The sequence below is a fragment of the Sphingomonas glaciei genome (assembly GCF_023380025.1).
GTDB classification, from domain to species: domain Bacteria; phylum Pseudomonadota; class Alphaproteobacteria; order Sphingomonadales; family Sphingomonadaceae; genus Sphingomicrobium; species Sphingomicrobium glaciei.
Genome location: NZ_CP097253.1, coordinates 2,686,525 through 2,708,170, shown reverse-complemented (window position 1 = coordinate 2,708,170; position 21,646 = coordinate 2,686,525). Strand labels below are relative to the sequence as shown.

The 21,646-nt window shown below is 64.6% G+C and carries 21 protein-coding genes, 1 tRNA gene and 2 pseudogenes; 11 read left to right on the top strand and 13 right to left on the bottom strand.

The features are described 5' to 3' along the window. The first annotated feature begins 38 nt into the window (after positions 1 to 38). From aroQ to aat, 4 genes are read left to right on the top strand one after another with little or no spacing between them, the layout of a single operon-like run. On the top strand, positions 39 to 470 hold the full coding sequence (aroQ, locus tag M1K48_RS13305) for a type II 3-dehydroquinate dehydratase (protein ID WP_249503679.1): 432 nt from the start codon (positions 39 to 41) through the stop codon (positions 468 to 470). Positions 471 to 505: 35 nt separating this feature from the next. After that, positions 506 to 991 (top strand): acetyl-CoA carboxylase biotin carboxyl carrier protein, encoded by a 486-nt coding sequence (gene accB / locus M1K48_RS13300; protein ID WP_249503678.1) that lies wholly within the window; start codon positions 506 to 508, stop codon positions 989 to 991. Beyond that, on the top strand, positions 992 to 2,344 hold the full coding sequence (gene accC, locus M1K48_RS13295) for an acetyl-CoA carboxylase biotin carboxylase subunit (RefSeq protein WP_249503677.1): 1,353 nt from the start codon (positions 992 to 994) through the stop codon (positions 2,342 to 2,344). Positions 2,345 to 2,384: 40 nt separating this feature from the next. Then, positions 2,385 to 3,074: a leucyl/phenylalanyl-tRNA--protein transferase gene (gene aat / locus M1K48_RS13290; RefSeq protein ID WP_249503676.1), complete on the top strand. Its 690-nt coding sequence runs from the start codon at positions 2,385 to 2,387 to the stop codon at positions 3,072 to 3,074. Positions 3,075 to 3,109: 35 nt separating this feature from the next. Here the strand turns inward: aat and M1K48_RS14355 are convergent. The 5 genes and pseudogenes from M1K48_RS14355 to M1K48_RS13265 form a co-directional block, all read right to left on the bottom strand. Beyond that, positions 3,110 to 3,277, bottom strand: a pseudogene (locus M1K48_RS14355) (DUF2155 domain-containing protein); the annotation flags it as partial. A gap of 208 nt (positions 3,278 to 3,485) precedes the next feature. Beyond that, the gene (locus tag M1K48_RS13280; RefSeq protein ID WP_249503675.1) at positions 3,486 to 3,869 is read right to left on the bottom strand and encodes an NADH:ubiquinone oxidoreductase subunit NDUFA12; all 384 of its coding nucleotides are present in this window, start codon (positions 3,867 to 3,869) and stop codon (positions 3,486 to 3,488) included. 41 nt (positions 3,870 to 3,910) lie between these two features. Beyond that, a complete protein-coding gene (locus M1K48_RS13275) occupies positions 3,911 to 4,405 on the bottom strand; it encodes a DUF192 domain-containing protein (protein ID WP_249503674.1) in 495 nt (164 codons plus the stop codon). Further along, entirely contained in the window at positions 4,402 to 5,019 is a 618-nt protein-coding gene (locus M1K48_RS13270) for a cold-shock protein (RefSeq protein WP_319941178.1), read from the bottom strand. The genes M1K48_RS13275 and M1K48_RS13270 overlap by 4 nt, the downstream gene beginning before the upstream one ends. 64 nt (positions 5,020 to 5,083) lie before the next feature. Then, positions 5,084 to 5,647, bottom strand: a complete 564-nt coding sequence (locus M1K48_RS13265) for a regulatory protein RecX (protein WP_249503673.1) — start codon at positions 5,645 to 5,647, stop codon at positions 5,084 to 5,086. A gap of 136 nt (positions 5,648 to 5,783) precedes the next feature. On the opposite strand from M1K48_RS13265, the gene M1K48_RS13260 reads away from it, so the two are divergent. The 3 genes from M1K48_RS13260 (at position 5,784) to M1K48_RS13250 (ending at position 8,503) form a co-directional block, all read left to right on the top strand. After that, complete coding sequence (locus tag M1K48_RS13260) at positions 5,784 to 7,550, top strand: fatty acyl-AMP ligase (RefSeq protein ID WP_249503672.1); 1,767 nt, start codon at positions 5,784 to 5,786, stop codon at positions 7,548 to 7,550. A 47-nt stretch (positions 7,551 to 7,597) separates the two neighbouring features. Next, entirely contained in the window at positions 7,598 to 8,437 is an 840-nt protein-coding gene (locus tag M1K48_RS13255) for a sterol desaturase family protein (RefSeq protein WP_249503671.1), read from the top strand. Further along, a tRNA-Trp gene (locus tag M1K48_RS13250) sits at positions 8,428 to 8,503 on the top strand. Before M1K48_RS13255 ends, M1K48_RS13250 begins: the two co-directional genes overlap by 10 nt. 142 nt (positions 8,504 to 8,645) lie before the next feature. On the opposite strand, the pseudogene M1K48_RS13245 reads toward M1K48_RS13250, so the two are convergent. Further along, positions 8,646 to 8,885, bottom strand: a pseudogene (locus M1K48_RS13245) (acetyl-CoA C-acyltransferase); the annotation flags it as partial. On the opposite strand from M1K48_RS13245, the gene M1K48_RS13240 reads away from it, so the two are divergent. Then, positions 8,781 to 9,626, top strand: a complete 846-nt coding sequence (locus M1K48_RS13240; protein ID WP_249505296.1) for a hypothetical protein — start codon at positions 8,781 to 8,783, stop codon at positions 9,624 to 9,626. The pseudogene M1K48_RS13245 and the gene M1K48_RS13240 sit on opposite strands and share 105 nt — an antisense overlap. Before the next feature lie 193 nt (positions 9,627 to 9,819). Continuing rightward, positions 9,820 to 10,236: a hypothetical protein gene (locus M1K48_RS13235; RefSeq protein ID WP_249503670.1), complete on the top strand. Its 417-nt coding sequence runs from the start codon at positions 9,820 to 9,822 to the stop codon at positions 10,234 to 10,236. A 170-nt stretch (positions 10,237 to 10,406) separates the two neighbouring features. Here the strand turns inward: M1K48_RS13235 and M1K48_RS13230 are convergent, their stop codons facing one another. From M1K48_RS13230 to M1K48_RS13200, 7 genes are all read right to left on the bottom strand, one after another. Continuing rightward, a complete protein-coding gene (locus tag M1K48_RS13230) occupies positions 10,407 to 11,468 on the bottom strand; it encodes an SDR family oxidoreductase (protein WP_249503669.1) in 1,062 nt (353 codons plus the stop codon). Between the two features lie 195 nt (positions 11,469 to 11,663). Beyond that, a complete protein-coding gene (locus tag M1K48_RS13225; protein ID WP_249503668.1) occupies positions 11,664 to 12,971 on the bottom strand; it encodes a dicarboxylate/amino acid:cation symporter in 1,308 nt (435 codons plus the stop codon). A 439-nt stretch (positions 12,972 to 13,410) separates the two neighbouring features. Continuing rightward, positions 13,411 to 15,042: a response regulator gene (locus tag M1K48_RS13220; RefSeq protein WP_249503667.1), complete on the bottom strand. Its 1,632-nt coding sequence runs from the start codon at positions 15,040 to 15,042 to the stop codon at positions 13,411 to 13,413. Then, complete coding sequence (locus M1K48_RS13215) at positions 15,039 to 15,611, bottom strand: chemotaxis protein CheB (protein WP_249503666.1); 573 nt, start codon at positions 15,609 to 15,611, stop codon at positions 15,039 to 15,041. Before M1K48_RS13215 ends, M1K48_RS13220 begins: the two co-directional genes overlap by 4 nt. Then, positions 15,608 to 16,444, bottom strand: a complete 837-nt coding sequence (locus M1K48_RS13210) for a CheR family methyltransferase (RefSeq protein ID WP_249503665.1) — start codon at positions 16,442 to 16,444, stop codon at positions 15,608 to 15,610. Before M1K48_RS13210 ends, M1K48_RS13215 begins: the two co-directional genes overlap by 4 nt. After that, entirely contained in the window at positions 16,441 to 19,872 is a 3,432-nt protein-coding gene (locus M1K48_RS13205; RefSeq protein ID WP_249503664.1) for a response regulator, read from the bottom strand. The genes M1K48_RS13210 and M1K48_RS13205 overlap by 4 nt, the downstream gene beginning before the upstream one ends. 278 nt (positions 19,873 to 20,150) lie before the next feature. Next, positions 20,151 to 20,351: a hypothetical protein gene (locus M1K48_RS13200; RefSeq protein ID WP_249503663.1), complete on the bottom strand. Its 201-nt coding sequence runs from the start codon at positions 20,349 to 20,351 to the stop codon at positions 20,151 to 20,153. Positions 20,352 to 20,878: 527 nt separating this feature from the next. Here M1K48_RS13200 and secE point away from each other — a divergent pair. Together secE and nusG are read left to right on the top strand one after the other, a co-directional pair. Further along, positions 20,879 to 21,076 (top strand): preprotein translocase subunit SecE, encoded by a 198-nt coding sequence (secE, locus tag M1K48_RS13195; RefSeq protein ID WP_249503662.1) that lies wholly within the window; start codon positions 20,879 to 20,881, stop codon positions 21,074 to 21,076. Between the two features lie 12 nt (positions 21,077 to 21,088). After that, positions 21,089 to 21,628 (top strand): transcription termination/antitermination protein NusG, encoded by a 540-nt coding sequence (gene nusG / locus M1K48_RS13190; RefSeq protein WP_249503661.1) that lies wholly within the window; start codon positions 21,089 to 21,091, stop codon positions 21,626 to 21,628. Positions 21,629 to 21,646: the final 18 nt, after the last annotated feature.

The following is a 21,646-nucleotide window of genomic DNA, read 5'->3' as shown; positions in this document are numbered from 1 at the left end:
TTGACCTTGGCATCTAGGTGGCGGATGAAGCGGCGGCAATGCGCACCATCCTCGTCCTGAACGGCCCCAACCTCAACCGCCTCGGCACCCGCGAGCCCGCAGTCTACGGCTTCGACACGCTCGACGACATCGCGGCCAGGCTTCTCGAGCAAGCCGCCGCGCTCGGCCTCCAGGTCGATGTCCGCCAGTCGAACCACGAAGGTCACCTGATTGACTGGCTGCACGAAGCGGCGGACAGCGGAGTGCACGCGGTGATCCTCAACGCTGGCGGCCTGACCCACACGTCGGTTGCCCTGCGCGACGCGGTTGCGGCCATCCCGATGCCCGTCATTGAGGTCCATCTCAGCAACCCTCATGCCCGCGAACGCTTCCGCCATCGCAGCCTGATCGCGGCCGTGTGCGTTGGCTCGATCAGCGGCTTCGGCGCCCGCTCCTACACGCTGGCACTGGACGCCGCCGCCCGGCTCTGACAGAGCGCGCGGCGACAGATTACAGGAACTTTCTCATGTCTGACGAGCATAAACAGATGCGCATCGATGCCGGTCTGGTTCGCGAACTCGCCGAACTGCTGAGCGCCAACGAATTGTCCGAGATCGAAGTCGAGGACGGCGATCGCAAGATCCGGGTCAAGCGCGAGCTGACCGTCGCCGCCGCCCCGGTCCAGCATATCGTCGCTGCGCCGCAGGCCGCCGCGACCTCCGCTGCACCGGCCGGCGCCGCTGCTACCGACACCCCGGCCGCCCCGATGGAGCAGGCCGGCGAACTGGTCCGCTCGCCGATGGTCGGCACCTGCTACCTGTCCGCCGAACCCGGCGCCCCGGCCTTTGTCGGGATCGGCGACACGGTGAAGCAGGGCGACACCCTGCTGATCGTCGAGGCGATGAAGGTGATGAACCCGATCGTCGCCCCGCGCGCCGGCAAGGTCACGCAATTGCTCGTCGCCAATGCCCAGCCGGTCGAGTTCGACCAGCCGATGGTGGTCATCGAGTAGATGCGGTCGATCAACAAGCTGCTGATCGCCAATCGCGGCGAGATCGCGCTCCGAATCCTGCGCGCCGCCAAGGAACATGGCATCCGCACGGTTGCGGTCCACAGCACCGCCGACGCCGATGCCATGCACGTCCGCCTCGCGGATGAGGCGGTGTGCATCGGGCCGCCCGCCGCACGCGACAGCTACCTCAACATCCCCAACATCATTTCGGCGGCGGAGATCGTCCACGCCGACGCGATCCACCCCGGCTACGGCTTCCTGTCCGAGAACGCCCAGTTCGCCGAGATCGTCGAGCTGCACAACATCATCTGGGTCGGGCCCAAGCCCGAGCATATCCGGGTGATGGGCGACAAGGTCGAGGCCAAGCGCACCGCCGCCAAGCTCGGCCTGCCGCTCGTCCCCGGTTCGCCCGGTCCGATCAGCGACCTCGACGAGGCCAAGGCGATCGCCGACGAGATCGGCTATCCGGTGCTGATCAAGGCCGCTTCGGGCGGCGGCGGTCGCGGCATGAAGGTTGTGCCCGATGCCGACCAGCTCGAAACGCTGATGGCGCAGGCCTCGTCGGAGGCCAATGCCGCGTTCGGCGATCCCACCGTCTACATGGAAAAGTACCTCGGCGACCCGCGGCACATCGAATTCCAGGTGTTCGGCGACGGCGAAGGCACCGCCATCCATCTCGGTGAGCGCGACTGCTCGATCCAGCGCCGCCACCAGAAGGTCATCGAGGAAGCCCCCTCGCCGGTCATCTCGGCCGAACAGCGCGCGCAGATGGGGGGGATCGTCGCCGACGCCATGGCCAAGATGGGTTATCGCGGCGCCGGCACCATCGAATTCCTGTACGAGAATGGCGAATTCTACTTCATCGAGATGAACACCCGGCTGCAGGTCGAGCATCCGGTGACCGAGATGATTAGCGGCCTCGACCTGGTGGCCGAACAGCTCCGCATCGCCGAGGGCCGCGGCCTGTCGGTGACCCAGGACCAGGTCGTCCTGAAGGGCCATTCGATCGAATGCCGGATCAACGCCGAGGACCCCGTCACCTTCGCCCCCTCGCCCGGGCTGGTGAAGAACTTCGTCGCTCCCGGCGGGCTCCAGACCCGCGTCGATAGCGGGCTCTATTCGGGCTACAAGGTGCCGCCTTATTACGACAGCATGATCGGCAAGCTGATCGTGTGGGGCGCCGACCGCGACGCCGCCATCTGCCGTCTCCGCCGCGCGCTCGAGGAGTTCGTGCTCGAGGGGCCCAAGACCAATGTCCCGCTCCACCAGCGCATCCTCAAGGAGCCGGCGTTCACCAGCGGCGACTATACGATCAAGTGGCTCGAACGCTGGCTGGAAGAGCAGAAGGACTGAGCCTTCGCTTTCAGTCGGGGCGGCGCTAGGCTCGCCTTGTATGAGCCTGCCGCTCGATCCCGACCTCGTCCTGCGCGGCTATGCCTCGGGCATCTTCCCGATGGCCGACGACCGCGCCAGCGACGAGCTGTTCTGGGTCGAGCCGCGCACCCGCGCGATCCTTCAGCCGAGCAGCTTCCACCTGTCGCGCAGCCTTGCCAAGCGGCTTCGCTCGGGCCGTTTCACCGTCACCGCCGACCGCGATTTCGCCGCGGTCCTGCTCGGCTGCGCGGACCGGCCGCAGACCTGGATCAACCGCCCGATCGAAGGCGCGATGCTGGCCCTCCATGCCCGCGCCCAGGCCCATTCGGTCGAGGTCTGGCTGGACGATGCGCTGGTCGGCGGGGTCTATGGCGTGGTGCTCGGCCGGGCGTTCTTCGCGGAAAGCATGTTCAGCCGCGCGCGCGACGCGTCAAAGGTCGCGCTAGCCTTTCTCATGGCTCGGCTGAAGGCCGGGCATTTCACCCTGTGCGACTGCCAGTTCCTGACCGAACACCTCGCCTCGCTCGGCGCAGTGGAGATCCCGCGCCGGACCTACGTCGGGTTGCTCGGCGAGGCGCTGCGCTCGGCCGGCGATCCGCCACGGCCCGACTGGGGGTCGCTCGACGGGCTGCTGTCATCCGACAAGGCGCCGGCCTGCTCGGGCGCGGCGGGGAAGCTCATCGTGCAGCTCTTGGGCCAGACGTCGTAGACGCGGTTCTCGACCACGTTCAGCGACGGGCTTTCCTTGTACAGCCAGCCCGAGAACACCCGGTTGAAGGCACCGTCGGGCTGCTGCACGTCGACCTGCACGAAGGCTCCGGTCAGCTGGTCGAATTCCCACGGCGGAGTGGTCTCGCAGGCCCGCAGGCGAATGATCAGATCCTTGATCCGGACCGCCTGCCCTGGCCTCATCCGGATATCGCGCGAGATGCCGTTGCGCTTGTTGAGGATGCCCAGCACCGCCACCCGTTCGTTCATCGGGGTGGTGCCCGGCGCCAGCGGCTCGGCCTTGACCGGTGCCGCGGCCTTTTCGGGCTGCTGCTCTCCGCGACCGGGCAGCCGGTCGCACCCGGCCAGCGCCAGGCTTGAGATCACCAGCGCCGCGACGGGCTTCAGCACCTCAGTCCGGGGTCCAGGCCTGGTAGTCACCGGTCGCCGCCGGCCGCTTGCCGCCGCGCGACAGCGATCCCGCAGGGCGATAGGTACCGTCCGATCCCGACAGGTTGGGCAGGCCAGGCTTCTGGAACTTGCGCGCGGGCGGAAGCGACTTGTCCGGCACATCGTCGAGTTGGCCGCGAAGCCAGCTCTGCCAGTGCGGCGGCGCCCGGCTGGCATCGTTGGACCCGTGGTAGATCACCCACCGCCGGTTCTTGTCCTTGCGATGCTCGAAGTAGATGTTGCCGGCCTCGTCGCGCCCAACCTCACGGCCGTGGCGGCGCGTGAACAGCGAGGTGCCGATGGTCGCGCCGTTCCACCAGGTGAAGATGCTCGCCAAGATTCCCATGGCTTGCGCCCCTAGCGGTTCCGGGAGGGAAGGGGCAAGCGCTACTGCGCCGCCGCCGTGTGCACCCACTCCACTTTGTCGCCCGCCTTGATCCCCAGTTCGGCGGCGCGCCCGCCAGCCAGTTCCAGCACCGCGCCGACCGGCTCCACCGAGGGCACCGGTTCGAGGCTGAGCGGAACGGTATTCTCGGCGATGTTCACGATCGTCCCGTCGGGACGGACGAAGATGATGTCGAGCGGGATCAGGGTGTTCTTCATCCAGAAGCTCGCCATCCGCGGCGGCTCGTGGGGAAAGATCATGCCGCGGTCGGGGGCGAGGCTCGGGCGGTTCATCAGGCCCATCTGCTGCTCCTCGGGCGTGCTCGCGACCTCGACCGTGAAATTATGCACGGCGCCGGCGGCGGTTCGGACGGTCAAGGGCACTTGTTGAAGTCCTGCGGCAGAGCGTTCGAGCTGGGGGCTTGCACCGCCGGTCGGCTGGCAGGCGGCGGCGGTCAGGGCAAGCGGCAATGCCGCCAGCAGCGCCAGCCGGCTCAATCCCCGCGGAGGTCGACCGCGGTCAGCCCCTTGCGGCCCTCGGCGATCCTGGCTTCCAGCCGGTCGCCCGGCTGAAGGTCGTTCAGCGCCGCCCGGCGCACCGTTTCCATGTGCAGGAAGATGTCCTGGTCGGGCTTGTCCACCCGAACGACGAAGCCATAGCCTTTGACGCGATTGAACCACTTGACCTCCACCGGCTCGAACGGCCCAGCGCCGTCCAGCAATGCGGTCCGGTTCGATCGTTCTTCCGACGTCGTGGCGGTGCTTCGAACCACCACCGCCTGCGCCAGATCGATTTCCACCACGCGGACCGCCTGCAGGCCGCGATCCTGCCGCACCACGTCGCAAGTCACAACCGCTCCTTCGGGGAGCGAGCGACGGCCATGGTCGCGAAGGACGGAAAAATGCACGAGCACGTCGCCGTCGATCGCGTCGCTGACGAGAAATCCGAAGCCGCGGGTGGCATCGAACCACTTGATGCGACCCGTTACCCGCTGACCAATTTCGCCACCCGGATCCGCATTGTCCTGCGAGTCGATTGGACGCGCAGAGAGCGCGGGAGCGACCCCTGGTCCAAAATCGCCTTGCGACGAAGCCGCATACTCGCGTTGCATGTAACTACGTATAGCACCATTCGGACCAATCTGAAAGGTTACAGGGCCAGAACGATCGCCAGAATTACTCACTTTCGGCCAAATCGTCGAAATAACCCGGTGGCGCTCCGGTAATCCGCTGCGCCAGGTCCATCGGATGCCCGGCTCGAAGCATGGCAGCCAGCGCTCGTTGCCGCCCCGCCGGGTCGGGCTGCGCCGCGGCATAGGGGCCGATCTTGCGTCGCTCGGCAAAGCGCAGCGCGGCGGCCAGGCTCTGTTCGTCGGCATGGGCCAGCGCCTCGCTGCCATCCTCCGCCGCGATCCCGCTTTGCGCCAGCGCGATCCGCACCCGTCCCTTGCCGTAGCCGCGGCGGGTCAGGCTGGCCGCCTTCATTCCCGCGAACGCCGCATCGTCGATGAAGCCCAGCTCCACCACCTTGTCGACGACCGCATGGGTGTCGGGCTCGGCGACCCCGTTCCAGCCACGCTCGCGAAGCTTGCGTACGAGGTAGGAATGAAGCTTGGCCCGGCTGGTCGCGAAGCGGGCGACATAGCCGAAGGCAAGCTCCTGCAAAGCGGCCTGGTCGAGCGGCCGCGGGCGCCGTTCGCGTCGCCCGGAATGCCGCTCTCCGTCCCGCTCGCCGTTCACGCCCCGTCTTTCCACTGACCGCTACGGCCTTCTTTGTGCCACAGTCGAACGCGAACAACCACGGCGCAAAGAAGTGCTTGCGCGGCCGTTAACCACAGCGGTCCAACCCGAAGACGACAGCCAGGACAGGACCAGCGTGCCGGACGCCAACACACAGATCAATCTGCTGGCACCTTCGGGGGCGACCCCGACCGTGGACGCCCTGCCGCGGCGCCTGGCCGACTTCCGCACGCTGGGCGAGGCGCTCGACTATGCCGCGACCGGCGCGCGCGGGCTCAACTTCCACGATCCACGCGGCACGCTGACCCGCGCCTATTCCTTTGGTGAACTGCGCGCCGCCGCGCTCGACCATGCCCGCCGTTTCCTCGCGCTCGGACTGACCAAGGGCGAGCGGGTCGCGCTGGTGGCCGAGACCGGGCCCGAGTTCGCCGCCGGCTTCTTCGGCGCGGTCTATGCCGGCCTGTGGCCCGTCCCGCTGCCGCTCCCGACCAGCTTCGGCGGCCGCGAAGCCTATGTCGAACAGCTTGCGGTGATGCTTGGCAGCTCGGACCCCGCGTTGTTCCTCTACCCCGTTGAACTGGCCGATTTCTGCAGGGAGGCCGGGACCCGCCGCGACGTGCAGGCGATGAGCTGGGACGAACTCGACGCTACGGGCTTCGATGCCGAGGCCGCGCTGCCCGAGGCCCATTCCGACGACATCGCCTATCTCCAGTACAGCAGCGGCTCGACCCGCTTCCCGCACGGCGTCGCGGTCACCCACCGCGCCCTGCTCGACAATCTTCGCGCCCACAGCCTCGGCCTCAAGGTCGAGGAGACGGATCGCTGCATCAGTTGGCTGCCGTGGTACCATGACATGGGCCTGGTCGGCTGCCTCCTGTCGCCGCTCGCGAACCAGATCAGCGTCGACTATATGAAGACGGAGGATTTCGCCCGCCGTCCGCTCGCGTGGCTCGACCTCATCAGCCGCAACCCCGGCACCACCCTCTCCTATTCGCCGACCTTCGGCTACGACATCTGCGCCCGCCGCATGAGCTCGCAGATCAAGGCCGGTGAGCGCTTCGACCTGTCGCGCTGGCGGATCGCCGGCAATGGCGCGGACATGATCCGCCCCGACGTCATGCAGGCGTTCGTCGATGCCTTCGCCGACGCCGGTTTCCAGGCCAGCGCCTTCTGCCCGTCCTACGGCCTTGCCGAAGCGACGCTCGCGGTCAGCCTGATGCCGCCGGGCGAAGGCATCCGCCTCGAACTGGTCGAGGAAAGCCAGCTCTCCGGCGCCGCCGCCGAAGATGGCGAGGATCGCCCCAAGCGCTACCGCGCCATCGTCAATTGCGGCCGCGCGGTCGAAGGCATGGAGATCGAGGTTCGGGGCGCCGAGGGCGACATCCTCGCCGACCGCGAGATCGGCAAGGTTTGGGTGCGCGGCTCGAGCATCATGGTCGGCTATTATCGTGATCAGGAATCGACCGACGCCTGCATGGTCGGTGGCTGGCTCGACACCGGCGACATGGGCTATCTGTCGGGCGGCTACATCTTCATCGTCGGCCGCGCCAAGGACATGATCATCATCAACGGCCGCAACCATTGGCCGCAGGACATCGAATGGGCGGTTGAGCAGCTCCCCGGCTTCAAGTCGGGCGACATCGCCGCCTTCGCGATCACCGGCCCCTCGGGCGAGGAGCAGCCCGCCGTGCTGGTCCATTGCCGGGTCAGCGACCTCCAAGAACGCACCCGCCTGCGCGACGACATCAAGGAGCGGGTCCGCGCGATCATCGGGATGAGCCCGGTGGTCGAGCTGATCCCGCCGCGCAGCCTGCCCCGCACCAGCTCGGGCAAGCTCAGCCGGACCAAGGCCCGCAATCTCTACCTGTCGGGCGAGATCGTGCCGCTCGACCTCGCCGCCTGAGCCGCTCCTAGGAAGTCGTTAACCCTGCCGGGGCTACGCCTTCGGGCATGGCTCAGCTTCTGACGACCTGCGGCGTCGCGATCACCGCCGGGCTGGTGATCATCGCGCTGCTGACGCTGGTCGAACGGCTCAGCCCGCGCGCCCCGATGCCCCTGCGCCGCGCGTTTCCCGGCCTGCTGTTTACGCTCGGCGCGACCCCGATCGCGATCCTGGTCGCGGTTCCGCTCGGCCAGGCGCTGGCGAGCTTCGGCCCCGGCAAGCTGGTCCGGGTCCCGCTGCTGGCCTGGCTCGGCCCGGTCGGCGCCACGCTCGCCCTCCTCCTCTTCGTCGATTTCCTGCGCTACTGGGAGCATCGCTTCGAGCATCGCTTCCTGTGGCGGGTGCATGCGGTCCACCACAGCGCCGAACATCTCTCGGCCGCGAACAATTTCGCCCACCCGCTGCAATATCTGCCCCTGTTCCTGTTCGTCAGCCTGCCCTTGTCGCTGTTCGATCTGGGCGGCTTTGTCTTGCCCGCCGGGGTCGCGATCCTCAAATCGGTGCTGGAGTTCTTCATCCACTCCCCAACCACCCTCTCCTTCGGCCGCGCGCGCGCGCTCTTGGTCGATCCCCCCTATCACCGCATCCACCACAGCATCGAACAGCAGCATTGGGACCGCAATTTCGGGATCCTGTTCAGCTTCTGGGACCGGTTGTTCGGCACCGCGCACATGCCCGCGAGCGGCGAGTGGCCCGCCACCGGCATTCCCGAAAGCCGCTCGCCCGCGACGGTCGGCGAGTGGCTGGCCTTTCCCTTCAGCCATCCCCCTGCCCCCGGCGAAGACGCGCGTGCGACCTTGCCAGAAGCGAACACCCCGGCTAACCGGCACTCGGCCTTAGGGGTATAGCTCAGTTGGTAGAGCATCGGTCTCCAAAACCGAGGGTCGTGGGTTCGAGTCCCCCTGCCCCTGCCAGGCCGTAGCGAGCGTGTAGGTCCCACTTAAAGTTGGGCCATCGGCCACTTGGAGTTGGGCCAAGCCCAGTTGAAGTTGGCCAAGTCCGCGGCTGCTGGCAGAGCGTCGCGGAGGGGATTTAGATCGCAGCCTTGCAGCCGGTTCAGTAGGCTTCGAGGAAGGTTGCGATACCCTGTCCCCCGCCGATGCATTGAGCTGCGACGGCGTACCTCTTTCCTTCACGCCTCATAATCTGCGCTGCCTTTGCTGTGATTCGGGCGCCGGTAGCTCCAAGCGGATGGCCGATAGCGATACCGCCGCCATTGAGATTGAGTATCGCCTTTTCAAAACCAAGTTCACGAACGCAGGCCACAGCTTGGCTTGCGAACGCTTCGTTGAGTTCACCATCTATGCCGGTGAGGGAGCCAACCCGCAGCGGCATCACCATCTTCACCTCGCCACCACCTTCGGGTGGATGGGTTTGCTGCTGGCTCAGCTTTTGCTCCTATCGCGTGGTCGCACCACCGTGCATCGCCGCATCGGTCTTGTCGTGCTTATCGCAGCGCCACTGCTCGCTTCCGTCGCACTCCTGACAGTGCACAGCGCGCATCGGGGTATTCAGTCGGGCGAAGGAGACATCCTGATCGTCCAGAACGTTCTCGGAACCTTCTGTCTGGCCGCGATGCTGGCACTCGCATTTATATTTGCGAAACGGCGCAAGCTGCACGGCGCCTTTCTGATGAGCACGCTGCTCCTGTTCCCCGGGCCGGCCCTGTTCTTTGCTTTGCTCGCCTTTGCGCCTCCCGTCCGAATCGAGGGACCGGAAACCTTCTATCGCTTTGGCTTCGCCGCCATAACGGGGCAGGGCCTCATTCCAGTGATCCCGGCCTATTTCTTCGTAAGGGATCGGCGAAATAATTGGCCGTATCTGCTGGCGGCCGGCGGCTTCCTTGCTGCCGAAGCGCTCAAGGTGTGGCTCACTCAAGCCCGCCTGATCGATCCGCTAACGCGCTTGACTGGTGAACTGAGCCAAGGCTGGGCCTTTGCGATTGGGTTGATGTTACTGCTGGCAATAGGCCTTCGGCTTCAGCCAAAATCCGTCGAAGCGAAGACGGCTAAGCCGGAGGATTCAGCCACACGATAAACTAAGCTTTTTTTTCACTCGAGCGCCTGTTTTAGTGGAAAGCGGAAGGGCTGCTTTCGAGAGAGCACAAAGTGAAAGCCAATGCTCGTTTGGGCATTAGCGGTGTGTGCAATCTGGGGGCTCCGTCTCTTGGATATTGGCTCGCTGCAAAAGATGAACTCGTGAGTTGAGAGCGGCGATCGAGGAAACTTAGATGGATGAATTTGCCCGATTGATGAGTATGCAAGGCGTCCGTCCTCTGGACAGCCCGAAGGCGAAAGCTCGCAAAGACCCTGAAGCAACTGGCGCGATGATCAGCCAGAAAGGGTCGGCAACGCCTGATCCGGTTCCAGACGGGCACGCTTGGGTCGTTGGTCCAATTGCGCGGGATGCCCTCGACACCGCGCTTGAGCGCGTTGCCGCCGAGACACGGGATGGACGACTTGGGTGGGCGACCGGTATTCGCCAGGACGGTAAAGCAATTACGTTACCGGTTTCATCCGGAGCGACGGCACTCCTTGGTACCGCAGATCGCCAGTCACTCCGTCTTATGGTGTTGGGGGGCGACGGTTGGACCTTCGTCATGCATCCACTGATGGGTGTCGCAACGCTCGATGAGGACCCCAGCTAGGTCCTGTTGTACGATCCTTCGGACAGGGGAGCGCGCCATCGGACTTCGAGGGTTCCGTGGTGGTGGAAAGCGGAACGGCTGCTTTCTAAGCCGAATGATGCCCTGACTGATTTGAAGCAAGGTCCAATCGGTGGTGACCGTAAGTTTCAAAGCTGCACTGACAATCCTTTTCAGGGAATAACACGTTCAGCCTTCAACCGGGCGAAGAGTTCAAAGAACGCATCATCAGTTGGCTGATAATCGGTAAAGCCCAGCCTGCGGCTTTTGCTCATGTCGGTCACGACCTCGATGGGTCGTCCCAGGTCGGCATCCGTGTGCCAAGGTGACGAGAGGCGGTTTAGGTCAAGCTCGACCAATTTATCGCGCTCTGCGATCACGCGCCACAAAGGTGCATCGTCCGCCATCTGTTCTTGAAGCGGCTTAACCGAGCCGTCAAAGCCGTCTGGCTCTAGGCCGAACCACCGCGCGATCCGCCCCCACATCCAGCTCCAGCGAAAGATGTCTCCGTTGACGACGTTGAAGGCTTGGTTTCGTGCTGCTGGCGTCGTCGCAGCCCACAGCAGGTGCCGTGCCAGCAGGTGCGCGTCAGTCATGTCGGTTAGGCCATTCCATTGCGAGGCTGATCCCGGAAAGCGGAACGGGCGCCCTGTTTCACGGCAAAGGGTCGCATAAACCGCAAGCGTCGTACCCATGTTCATCGCATTGCCGACCGCCATACCGATCACGGTATGCGGCCGGTGGACGCTCCATGAGAAACCATCGCGCTCGGCCGCGGCGAAGACCTCGTCTTCCTGAGCATAATAGAAGTTCTCGACGTCGAGCCGCCCCTGATCCTCGCGGAACGGGGTCTGGGGCAGGGTGCCTTTCCCATAGGCCTCGAACGGCCCTAAGTAATGCTTGAGCCCGGTCACGAGAGCGACGTGTCGGGTGCTGCCGCCTGCTTGTAATCCATCCAGCAAATTGCGGACCATGGCTCCATTGACGCGAATGTTCTCAGCTTCGCTGTTCTGGCGCAGCCAGGTCGTAATGAACACAGCTTGCGGCCGAAGCTCGGCCAGCGCCATGGCCGTGCCGGCCCTATTCTGAAGATCAGCGACGACCGGCACCACTCCGGCTTGCCTTGTGGGCCGGCGTGAGAGACCGTGCACTGTCCAGCCTTGCTCGAGCAGGACCTCCGCTGTCGCGCTGCCTACAATTCCGCTCGCCCCTACCACCAGTGCATTGCCGGCCATGATCATGCTCCAAACGCGGTTAAGTCGCACAACTGCACAGCTGCACTTCAGACATGCCCCCCTAACTCCCGGCGGCGACAACGGGGCGCGAGTGCTGAGACAAACCCAAGCTTTTGCGGCTTGGACCTCACAAGCCCGCAGAAGCGCCGGTGTGAGGAAGCACCAGTGATAAGCGCTTAAGCGGGGGCAATGAGGTCACCCAGGCAGAAACGCCGAGCGCGGAGATGGAGATTGCCACAGCAGGCCTTCTTCCTTTGACACGATGTAAGGCACGAGCATCTGCCCAGTGACGTTCAGTGCGGTCCGGCCCATGTCGATGATCGGATCGATGGCGAGCAGCAGGCCCACCCCTTCGAGCGGCAGGCCGAGGGTCGTCAGGGTGAGCGTCAGCATCACCGTCGCGCCAGTCACGCCCGCAGTGGCAGCTGAGCCCAGCACGGAAACTAGGGCGATCAGCAGGTAATGCTCAGGCCCAAGCGCGATGCCGTAGGCGTGAGCGATGAAAAGGGCCGCAACGGCCGGGTAGATGGCAGCGCAGCCATCCATCTTGCTCGTGGCGCCGAGCGGTGCAGCAAAGGCGGCGTAGGCGCGAGGTACACCCAGGACCTCCACAGTTCGCTCCTCGGTCACTGGCAGCGTTCCAATGGATGAGCGGGTGACAAAGCCGAGCTGCGCAGCCGGCCAGGCAGCGCGCGCGAAGTCGCCGACCGACAGCCCTTTCGCCACCAGGAGCGCCGGATAGATGCCGAAGGCGACGGCCGCGAGCGCCGCGTAGATGGCAATGGTGAAGCCGCCAAGCGCCGCCAGAGTCGACCAACCGTAAGTAGCAACGGCTGTACCGAGCAGCGCGGCTGTACCGATCGGCACTAGCTTCAGCAGCCAACGCAGGAGCAAGCGGCTGATTGCCAGAAGCGAGGCGGCAAAGGACAGGAAAGGTCGGCCGTGCTCCCCGCTTCTGACGGCAGCGACGCCTAATAGCAGGGAGAGCACCAACAGCTGCAGGACGTTGAAGTTAAGGATGGTACGAAGGCTCTCTCCGTCTGCGACCGTCCGCGCTTCGAGGCCGAAGAGGTTGCCAGGTACCGCGCCCTTGAGGAAGTCGATCCAGCCGCCGACGTTGGCAGGCGCCTTCGGCGTGCCAGCTGCAAAGGGTTCCTGCAAGGCCGTGAGCAAGGTGCCTGCCACCAGCCCGACCCCGACAGCCAGCGCGGCCGTGATAGCGAACCACAGCAGTGTTTTGCCAGCTAGCCGCGCCCCGTTTGTGAGGGTGCCAAGCCCGGCAATGCTCGAGACGACCGATCCGACGATCAGAGGTGGCACCAGCAACTTCAGCAATTGAACAAAGATGCTGCCGACCGTCTCCAGCAAGGCCGTCAGCCAGGCCAAATCCGACACATATCGGGCGAGCAGTCCAAGGCCGAGACCGGCCGCCACCGCAAGCAGGGTCTGGCTGCTGTAGGATATGCGATTGGCCCTAGATATCGGTTCGGCAATCGTGGCCACGTGGTCTCATCTCTCGGCTGTTTAGCCTGGATGTATGTCTGCACGATCGGTGCGGGTAGCAGCCGACGGCAAATAACACTGGGGCTGCAGGGGCAAGCTCAGAACCGCAATGATCTTGCGCGAAGCAGGGTGTTCTAGCAGTTCTGTGCTCAGTCTCGGAGCGCTTGGCTGACTGGCGCAATTTCATGCTCTGGCCAGATCAAAATCAAGACCAGCATTGATCCGTTGCGGCAGGCGTTGGTCCTAGATCAAGCAGCAGCCACTTGGCTACTCTCAAGCTGGCTACAGGCTGGACGTCACCTGTTTGTGGCAAGCAGAACGGCTGCTTTCGGACACAGACAGCGAAAAGAAGACACTCTGATCCGAATGTCCATCATTCGTTCTCGACCTACTCTGGCTGCTCACAAAGATAGAAGGTATGGGGTCGAGCCTTGCCTGCTTACTGCAGAAGTTCGGCGATGCTGGCCGAGAGGCTGTCGAGCGAGAAGGGCTTGGTGATCAGCGACATGCCCGGCTTGAGGAAGTTGGGCAACGAATTTGCGTCCCGATCGTAGCCGGTGATGAACAGAATCGGCAGGTCGGGGCGATGCCGCCGCGCCATGTCGGCAAGCTCCCGCCCGTTAAGTCCTGGCATGCCGATATCGGAGATCATCAGGTCGATCACCTCGTCCGATTCCAGCACGGGAATGGCGGCCGCTGGCTCGGCAATCTCGATCATGTCGTAATTGAGGTCCTCGAGCACCTCGCACACCAGCATGCGTACGGCATCCTCATCCTCAACCAGCAGCACGCGCTGCCCGGTTCCCTTATGCACCGGTTTTGTGCTCTGCTCTGCCGGTAGCGGCTTGGTGTGCGTAGCCGGTAGGTAGAGGTGGATGGTGGTCCCTTCACCCAGGCGGCTGTCGACTCGGACGGCACCGCCGCTTTGCTGCGCAAAGCCGTAGACCATCGACAGGCCCAAACCGGTGCCCTGGCCTTGGGGCTTAGTTGTGAAGAACGGCTCGAAGACCCGCTCGACCACCTCTTGCGGCATGCCCTCGCCGGTGTCTGCCACCGTGATGCGCAGGAAGTCGCCACCGCTCGCGAGAGCGGCCACGTCGCCCGGCTTGGCAAACGCCGCCGAAATCACCAGCTCGCCGCCATCGGGCATCGCGTCGCGGGCATTGACCGCGAGGTTGAGTATGGCGTTTTCGAGCTGGTTCGAATCTGCCAGCGCGTTCGGAAGATCTTCGTCGATGGCGAGGCGCAGCGAGACGCTTTCGGGCAGCGCATGGGTGACCAGTTGTGCCACCGAGTGGATCACGGCGGCGACGTCGAGCGCGCTCGGTTCGAGCGGCTGGCGACGCGCAAAGGCGAGCAGCCGGTGGGTCAGCGCCGCCGCGCGTTCGGCGGAACCGAGCGCCGTTTCGATATAGCGTTCGAGCCCATCATGGCGCTGCTCGGCGATCCGCCGGCGCATCATGTCGAGCGAACCGATGATCCCGGTCAGCATGTTGTTGAAATCGTGCGCGATGCCGCCCGTAAGCTGCCCGATCGCCTCCATCTTCTGGCTCTGGCGGAGGGAGGCTTCAGCCCGCTCGCGTTCGGCGACTTCCTCCTTCAAGCGCTGCAGTGCCAAGTCGAGCTCGGCGGTGCGTTCGCGGACCTGGCGGTCGAGATCATCGGCGGATTGCGCAAGGGCGACACGCTGCCGGTGGAGATCGACGAACACACCGACCTTGCTGCGCAGAATGTCGGCTTCGATCGGCTTCTGGATGAAATCGACCGCCCCGGCTTCATAACCGCGGAAGCGGCGCTGGGTGTCGCCGCTACCCGCCGTGACGAAGATGATCGGGACGCGGCGCGACCGCTCGCTGCCGCGCATGAATTCGGCGAGTTCGAAGCCGTCCATCCCCGGCATCTGGACGTCGAGCAGCGCCAGCGCGACATCATGCTTGAGCAGGAGTTCGAGCGCCTGCTCGCCCGACCGCGCGCGCAAAAGGGTCAGGTTGTCGGACCTCAGCAGCGCTTCCAGCGACAGCAGATTTTCTTCGAGGTCATCGACGATCAGCAGCGAGGCGGGTGCGTTCATCGGCTGCCCGCCCGGATCAGATAGTCGCTCAAGGCATCAAGCGACAGCGCTCGCGCGGCGGAACAACGGGCAAGGGCGGCGGCTGGCATGGTCGCGGCATAGGCGGTGGCGGGGTCTTCGACCAGCACACGCCCGCCGCGCTGCTCGATTGCGGCGGCGCCGCGCGCTCCGTCCTCGTTGGCGCCGGTCAGCACGATGCCCAGCAGACCGGGACCAAAGCTGTCGGCGGCGCTTTCGAACAGCACGTCGATCGATGGCCGCGAGTAGAGCACCGGCTCGTCCGCCGACAGGGCGATACTGCCGCCAGGCTCGACCAGCAGGTGATATCCCGGCGGCGCGAAGTAGATGCTGCCGGGGGCGATCATCTCCTTGTCGTCGGGCTCGACCACGGCCATTGCGCACTTGGCCGCGAACAGGGTGGTCAGGCCCGACGGTGCTGTTGGCACGTGGACCACGACCATGATCGGAAGCGAATAATCTGCCGGCAGCCGCGGCAGGATGTCCGACAGCGCCTGCACGGCGCCGGCGGAGGCACCGATCACCACCGCCGCAACCGGCTCGGCGCTCATGCCTCGCTCCGCTGATAGATCTTCTCCTCGCGCACGAAGTCGGTGAACGCGCCGGCATGCTCCGAAAAGCGCAGCGTTTCCTTAGAGCCGAGCCCGAGGAAGCCGCGTCGGGTCAACGAATCCCGGAAGAGCCCGACCGCTCGATCCTGCAACGGCCGGTCGAAATAGATCATCACGTTGCGGCACGACACCAGCTGGCATTCGGTGAAGACCTCGTCGGTCACCAGGCTGTGGTCGGAAAAGACGACCTGCGCGCGCAGCTTCTTGTCGAACACCGCGCGCCCGTAGGCGGTGGTGTAGTGATCGGCGAGCGAGGTCTTGCCGCCCGCCTGCTGGTGGTTGCGTGTGAAGGCCGCGATCCGGTCGAGTGGGTAGACCCCGCTGCGCGCGATTTCGAGCGCGCCCGGATTGATGTCGGTGGCATAGATCATGGTGCGGTCGAGCAGGCCCTCTTCGAGCAGCATGATGGCAAAGGAGTAAACTTCCTCCCCATGGCTGCAGCCCGCGATCCAGATCTTTAGCGAAGGGTAGGTGCGGAGGTGCGGAAGAACCCGCTCGCGCATCGCCTTGAAGTAGCCAGGATCGCGAAACATCTCGCTGACCTGGACGGTAAGATAGTCGAGCAGGGTCCCGACCATCGCTTCGCTGTGGAGCAGCTTCTCCTGCATCGCCGAAAAGGTAGCAAAGCCGAGCTGGTCGCGGGCCTGTCGCAGTCGGCGCTTGATCGATGCCTTGGCATAATGGCGGAAGTCGAAGTGGTAGCGCAGGTAGAGCGCCTCCAGCAGCAGCTTGATCTCGATATCCTCGACCGGTTCGGCAGGCGTGTGGCTCACCGCGGCATCCACACCCGAACGAGCGACAGCAGCTTGTCGACGTCGAGCGGCTTGGCCATGTAGTCGCTGGCGCCCGCCGCAAGGCATTTCTGCTGGTCGTCGGGCATCGCCTTGGCCGTCAGCATGATGATCGGCAGCTTGCCCCAGCGCTGGTCGGCGCGGATCTTGCGGGTGGCTTCAAGGCCATCCATCACCGGCATCATCACGTCCATCAGCACCAGGTCGATGCCGTCTCCGCCCGCGCCGCCGAGGGCGTCGAGCGCTTCCTGCCCGTTGCGCGCAATCGTCACCTTGGCGCCGCGCGGCTCGAGGATGTTGGTCAGCGAGTAGACGTTGCGGACGTCATCCTCGACCACGAGAATGGTCTTGCCCTCCAGCAAGGCGTCGCGGTGGCGAGCCTGCTGGATCATCTTCTGCTGTTCGGGCGGCAGCTCCGACACGACCTGGTGGAGGAACAGCGTGACCTCGTCGAGCAGGCGCTCGGGCGATTTGGCGCCCTTGATGATGATCGAGCTGGAATAGCGGCGGAGCCTCTGCTCATCCTCCTGGCTGAGGTCTCGGCCAGTGTAGACGATCACTGGCGGGAAGCTGTGCTCGCCGTCCTTGCTGAGCGTTTCGAGAAGCGAGTAGCCCGACGCATCGGGCAGCGACAGGTCAAGCACCATGCAGTCGAAGGTCTGCTCGCTGAGCAGCTTCAGGCATTCGGCAGCGGTGCCGACGCCGACCGTCTCGATCTCGGGACCGGCCAGAAGCTTGCCGACGGCGTCGCGCTGCAGGTCGTCGTCTTCCACGATCAGCACGCGCCGGACCGTCCGGGTCAGCTGCGCTTCCAGCGCTTCGAGCGCGTGGGTAAGCTCCTCGCGCCTCACTGGTTTCACCAAATAACCCATCGCACCGAGCGAGAAGGCGGTCTGGGTCTGGTCGCTGGCGGAGATGACGTGGATCGGAATGTGCCGGGTGGCGTCCTCGCGCTTCAGTCGGTCGAGGACGGCGAGCCCGGACTGATCGGGCAGGCCGAGGTCGAGCACGATGCCGCTCGGCTTGTGCTCGCGCGCCAGCTCCAGCGCTTCCTCAGCGGTTCCGGCCACCAGCGTCTGGAACGAGGCTTCCCGCGCGATGTCGCGGACGATTCCGGCAAAGGTGCGGTCGTCCTCGACGATCAGCAGGACGCGGTTGCCACTTCCGCTGGCGAGGTGGTCCCGATCGTCGTCGAGCGGCGCAGCGCGAACCGCTCTCCGCCGCGGGGCGGCGGGCTTGGGCGGTGACAGCGGCGCATCGCTCGGCGTGGCGGCAGGCGCCGGTTGCGGGCGGCCCGGGACCAGCGCAGGGTCATATTCGGCCGGAATGGTAACGGTGAAGCTGCTGCCAGTGCCCGGCTCGCTCTTGAGAGCGATCGCTCCGCCCAGCAGGCGGGCCAGCTCGCGCGAAATCGACAGACCCAGCCCGGTTCCCCCGAACTTGCGATTGATCGCACCGTCGGCCTGGCGGAAGGCTTCGAAGATCGCCTGCTGCTGCTCGGGCGCAATGCCGATACCGGTGTCGGTGACGGTAAGCGCGACGCGGTCGCTGCCCGACTTGGCGATGGCCAGCGTGACTTTGCCCTGCTCGGTGAACTTGAAGGCATTGGCCAAGAGGTTCTTGAGGATCTGCTCGAGCCGCTGGCGATCGGACACGATGCTTGCGGGCACGTCCTTGGCAATGTCGATCTCGAACGCCAGGCGACGCTCGGAAGCAATCGGATCGAAGGTGCGCTGCAGGTCCTTGACCAGTCGTGAGACGGCCACGTCCTCCGGACGGATTTCGACGTGCCCGGCCTCGATCTTGGACAGGTCGAGGATGTCGTTGATCAGGTTAAGGAGGTCGTTGCCCGACGCCTGGATGGTGCGGGCATATTGCGCCTGCTCGTCGGTCAGGTTGCCGTTCGGATTGTCGCCCAGCAGCTTTGACAGGATCAGCAGCGAATTGAGCGGCGTGCGCAATTCGTGGCTCATGTTGGCCAGGAAGTCGGACTTGTACTGGCTGGCTCGCTCGAGCTCGCGGGCCTTGAGTTCGACCGCGGCGCTCGACCGGGCGATGTCGTCTCGCTGCGCTTCGAGCAGTTGCGCCTGCTCCTCGAGCTGGCTGTTGGTCTGCTCCAGCTCGACCTGCTGCTGTTCGAGGCGAACCGCCGATTCCTTCAGCGCGCGGCCCTGTTCCTCCAGTTCCTCGTTGGAGACCTTGAGCTCCTCGCTCTGGACCTGCAGCTCCTCCGACTGACGCTGGCTTTCCTCCAGCAGCGTCTGAAGCTCGGTGCGGTACTTGGCCGAACGCAGCGCGGTTCCGGCCGGCTGCGCGACCTGCGCCAGCAGTTCGAGCGTCTGGCTGTCGATTTCCTTGAGGAATCCGAACTCGACCACCGCGTTGACGATGCCGTCGGCGCGAAGCGGGGCAATCACCAGGTGGCGCGGCATGTCGGAGCCGAGCGCGGAGCCGATCGCGAGATAGCCTTCGGGAATGTCGTCGATGACCATCGGCGCATCCTCCGCCGCCACCCGCCCGAGCAGGCCTTCGCGCAGAGCGAAGCGCTCTGTAACCTTGGCTTCGGACGGCACGCCAAGCATCGCCATCCGCTCGAACACGCCATGCTCGCCCTTGAACAGGACGCAGGCCTGGGCGCCGGTGTAGGCGGTAAGATAGTCGACGATGTCGCCACTCAACTCCCGCACCGTCTTGTCGCCGAGCATGACCTTGCTCAGCCCCACGACGCCCGACTGGAGCCAAGCTTGGCGACGCCGCGCGACCATGGTGCGGTGGGTAAGGGCACCGATCGCCAGGGTCAGACCGATCCCCAGCAGGGTGGCAAGAATCGCGCTGAAGGTGGCGGTCCGAAACGCTGCATCGCGTCGCGCCAGAACCGTCATGCGGGTTTGTCTTTCTTCCGCTCGCAGCTGGCTGATCTTAGCTCGGACCGCGTCCATCTCGGCCTTGTCGCGGTCGGAATCAATGGTTGCGAGCGTGCTCGCTAGGCCTTCACGCTGACGGACGGCGATGGAGCGGGCGAGACCGGCGAACTTGGCTGCGACCTGCGGGCGGAGCGAACGCAGGTTGGCTTGCTGTTCAGGCTCGTCGCGGGTGAGGCGATCGAGGGTCTGAAGACTGTCGGCGCTTCGTGCTTCCGCGTCGCGATAGGGCTGGAGAAAGGAATTCTCTCCTGTCAGCAGGAAGCCGCGCTGCCCGGTCTCGGCATCTTGCATAGCGGACAGCAGGTCTCCTAGGCTGGTGATCACCTCGTGGGTACTGGTGACCCGGTCGGTCTCGGCACGAACGGCTTGGATGTTCAGGTAGGTGACCGCCCCGGTAACCAGGAAGAAAGCCAGCGCCGCGATGACTCCGACGAGCGTGCTGAGGTTCGACCTGGCGGCGGACGCGCCCTCTTCGTTCTTCTTCATGATCGCGGCGTCTTCTCAGTGGCTGGCTGAGAAGCGCGTTTCCATGCCGCAGCAAGTTCCGCAACCCGTAATGAATAAGCGCTACTTGATCATCTGCTTCTGATGGGAAGCGGACGGTCTGCTTTTGGGTGAGCATTGCCGTAGGCCGCCATTTCTTCATGAGCATCTACACGTCAGGCTTGCGCCCGTCTCATAGGCTACGGAGATTTTCCACGCTATCGGTAAGCGGACATCTGGAAAAGCGACGCTCACGGCGACACTTGAGGATTAGAATCCTTCTAGTGAGCAGCCGCACCTTCTGCACCCAAGCCAGTCTCGGAACGCACCCGTTGGGCGACATAGCCTGCGCGATCCACCGCCGCGCGGCCGCTGCGGTCGAGGATCGAAACGAGCCAGATCGTGAAGAAAGCCAGCGGCATCGAGAAGATCGTAGGGGAGGAATAGGGAAAGATCGGAGCGGCGAAGCCAAACACGTTCACCCAGATTGCTGGTGGGATGCTGCACGCTGAGCGATCAGGTGGCGGCAATGCCAAGGGCTTCTTTGAGAGTACGGAGCTTCTCGGCTGAGTAAGGCGGATACTTAAGGTCGGGATCAGGGATCACCGCTCGATCGACCACGCTTCGACGCGATTGATGACGCGCTGCGCAGTCGAGGAGGTCGAGCGAGTGTGTCTGACTTGGTGTCGGCCTTGCCTTCCGGCCGACCTGCCATTCCCATTATCAAGGCCCTGATGTGCCGGGGCACGCTTCACTTAGCCCTATCCGAAAGGATTGATCGAAACAGCATCGCTAGAAGTGTCAGGCGGTCTGAGGCTCCTCCACTGGTGTTCTTCCAGTGAATTTTTCCTGCTGCGAAGCAGGCAGGATCGACGTCAGCGGATTTACTCCGCTGACGGCCCTGCTTGAAGCGCGCACCAACCCGCGCTACATGCCCACTCAACCGAGGTCCGGCGGAGCCATCCGCGGACCTCGTTTTTCTATCACTTGAAGAGGCAGCAAGCCCGTCATGGCCAAGACTTCCCCCGGCGAATTCATCCGCCAGGTCCGCGTCGAAGCGGGCAAGGTCGTGTGGCCGACCGGCAAGGAAACTTGGGTGACCGCTGTGATGGTGTTCATCCTCGTGACTATCCTCGCTACCTTCTTCTTCGCCGTGGACAGCGCCTTCGCCGCGATCGTCCAGTCGCTCCTCGGCCTGCTCGCTTAAGGTTTCAGATTCATGTCCCGCTGGTACATCATCCACGCTTATTCGGGCTTCGAGAACAAGGTCCGCGAGTCGATCCTGTCCGAAGCCAAGCGCCTCAATCTCGAGCAATTGGTCGAATCGGTCGAGGTCCCGACCGAGAAGATCACCGAGATCCGCCGCGGCAAGAAGGTCACCAGCGACCGCAAGTTCTTCCCCGGCTACGTGCTCGCCAAGCTCGGCATGAACGACGACGTCTACCACCTCGTCAAGAACACCCCCAAGGTGACCGGCTTCCTCGGCCCCAACGGCAAGCCGCAGGCGATCAGCGAGGCCGAGGCCGCGCGCATCCTCAACACCAAGGAAGAAGCCGCCGCCGCCGCGCCCAAGGCCAAGATCAACGTCGACTATGAGATCGGCGACAGCGTCAAGGTGCTCGACGGTCCGTTCGCCAGCTTCAACGGCGTGGTCGAGGAACTCGATTTCGATCGTGGCCGGGTCAAGGTCGGTGTCTCGATCTTCGGCCGCGCGACCCCGGTCGAGCTGGAGTTCGAACAGGTCGAACTGGTCAAGTAAGAGCCGCCGAGCGTTAGT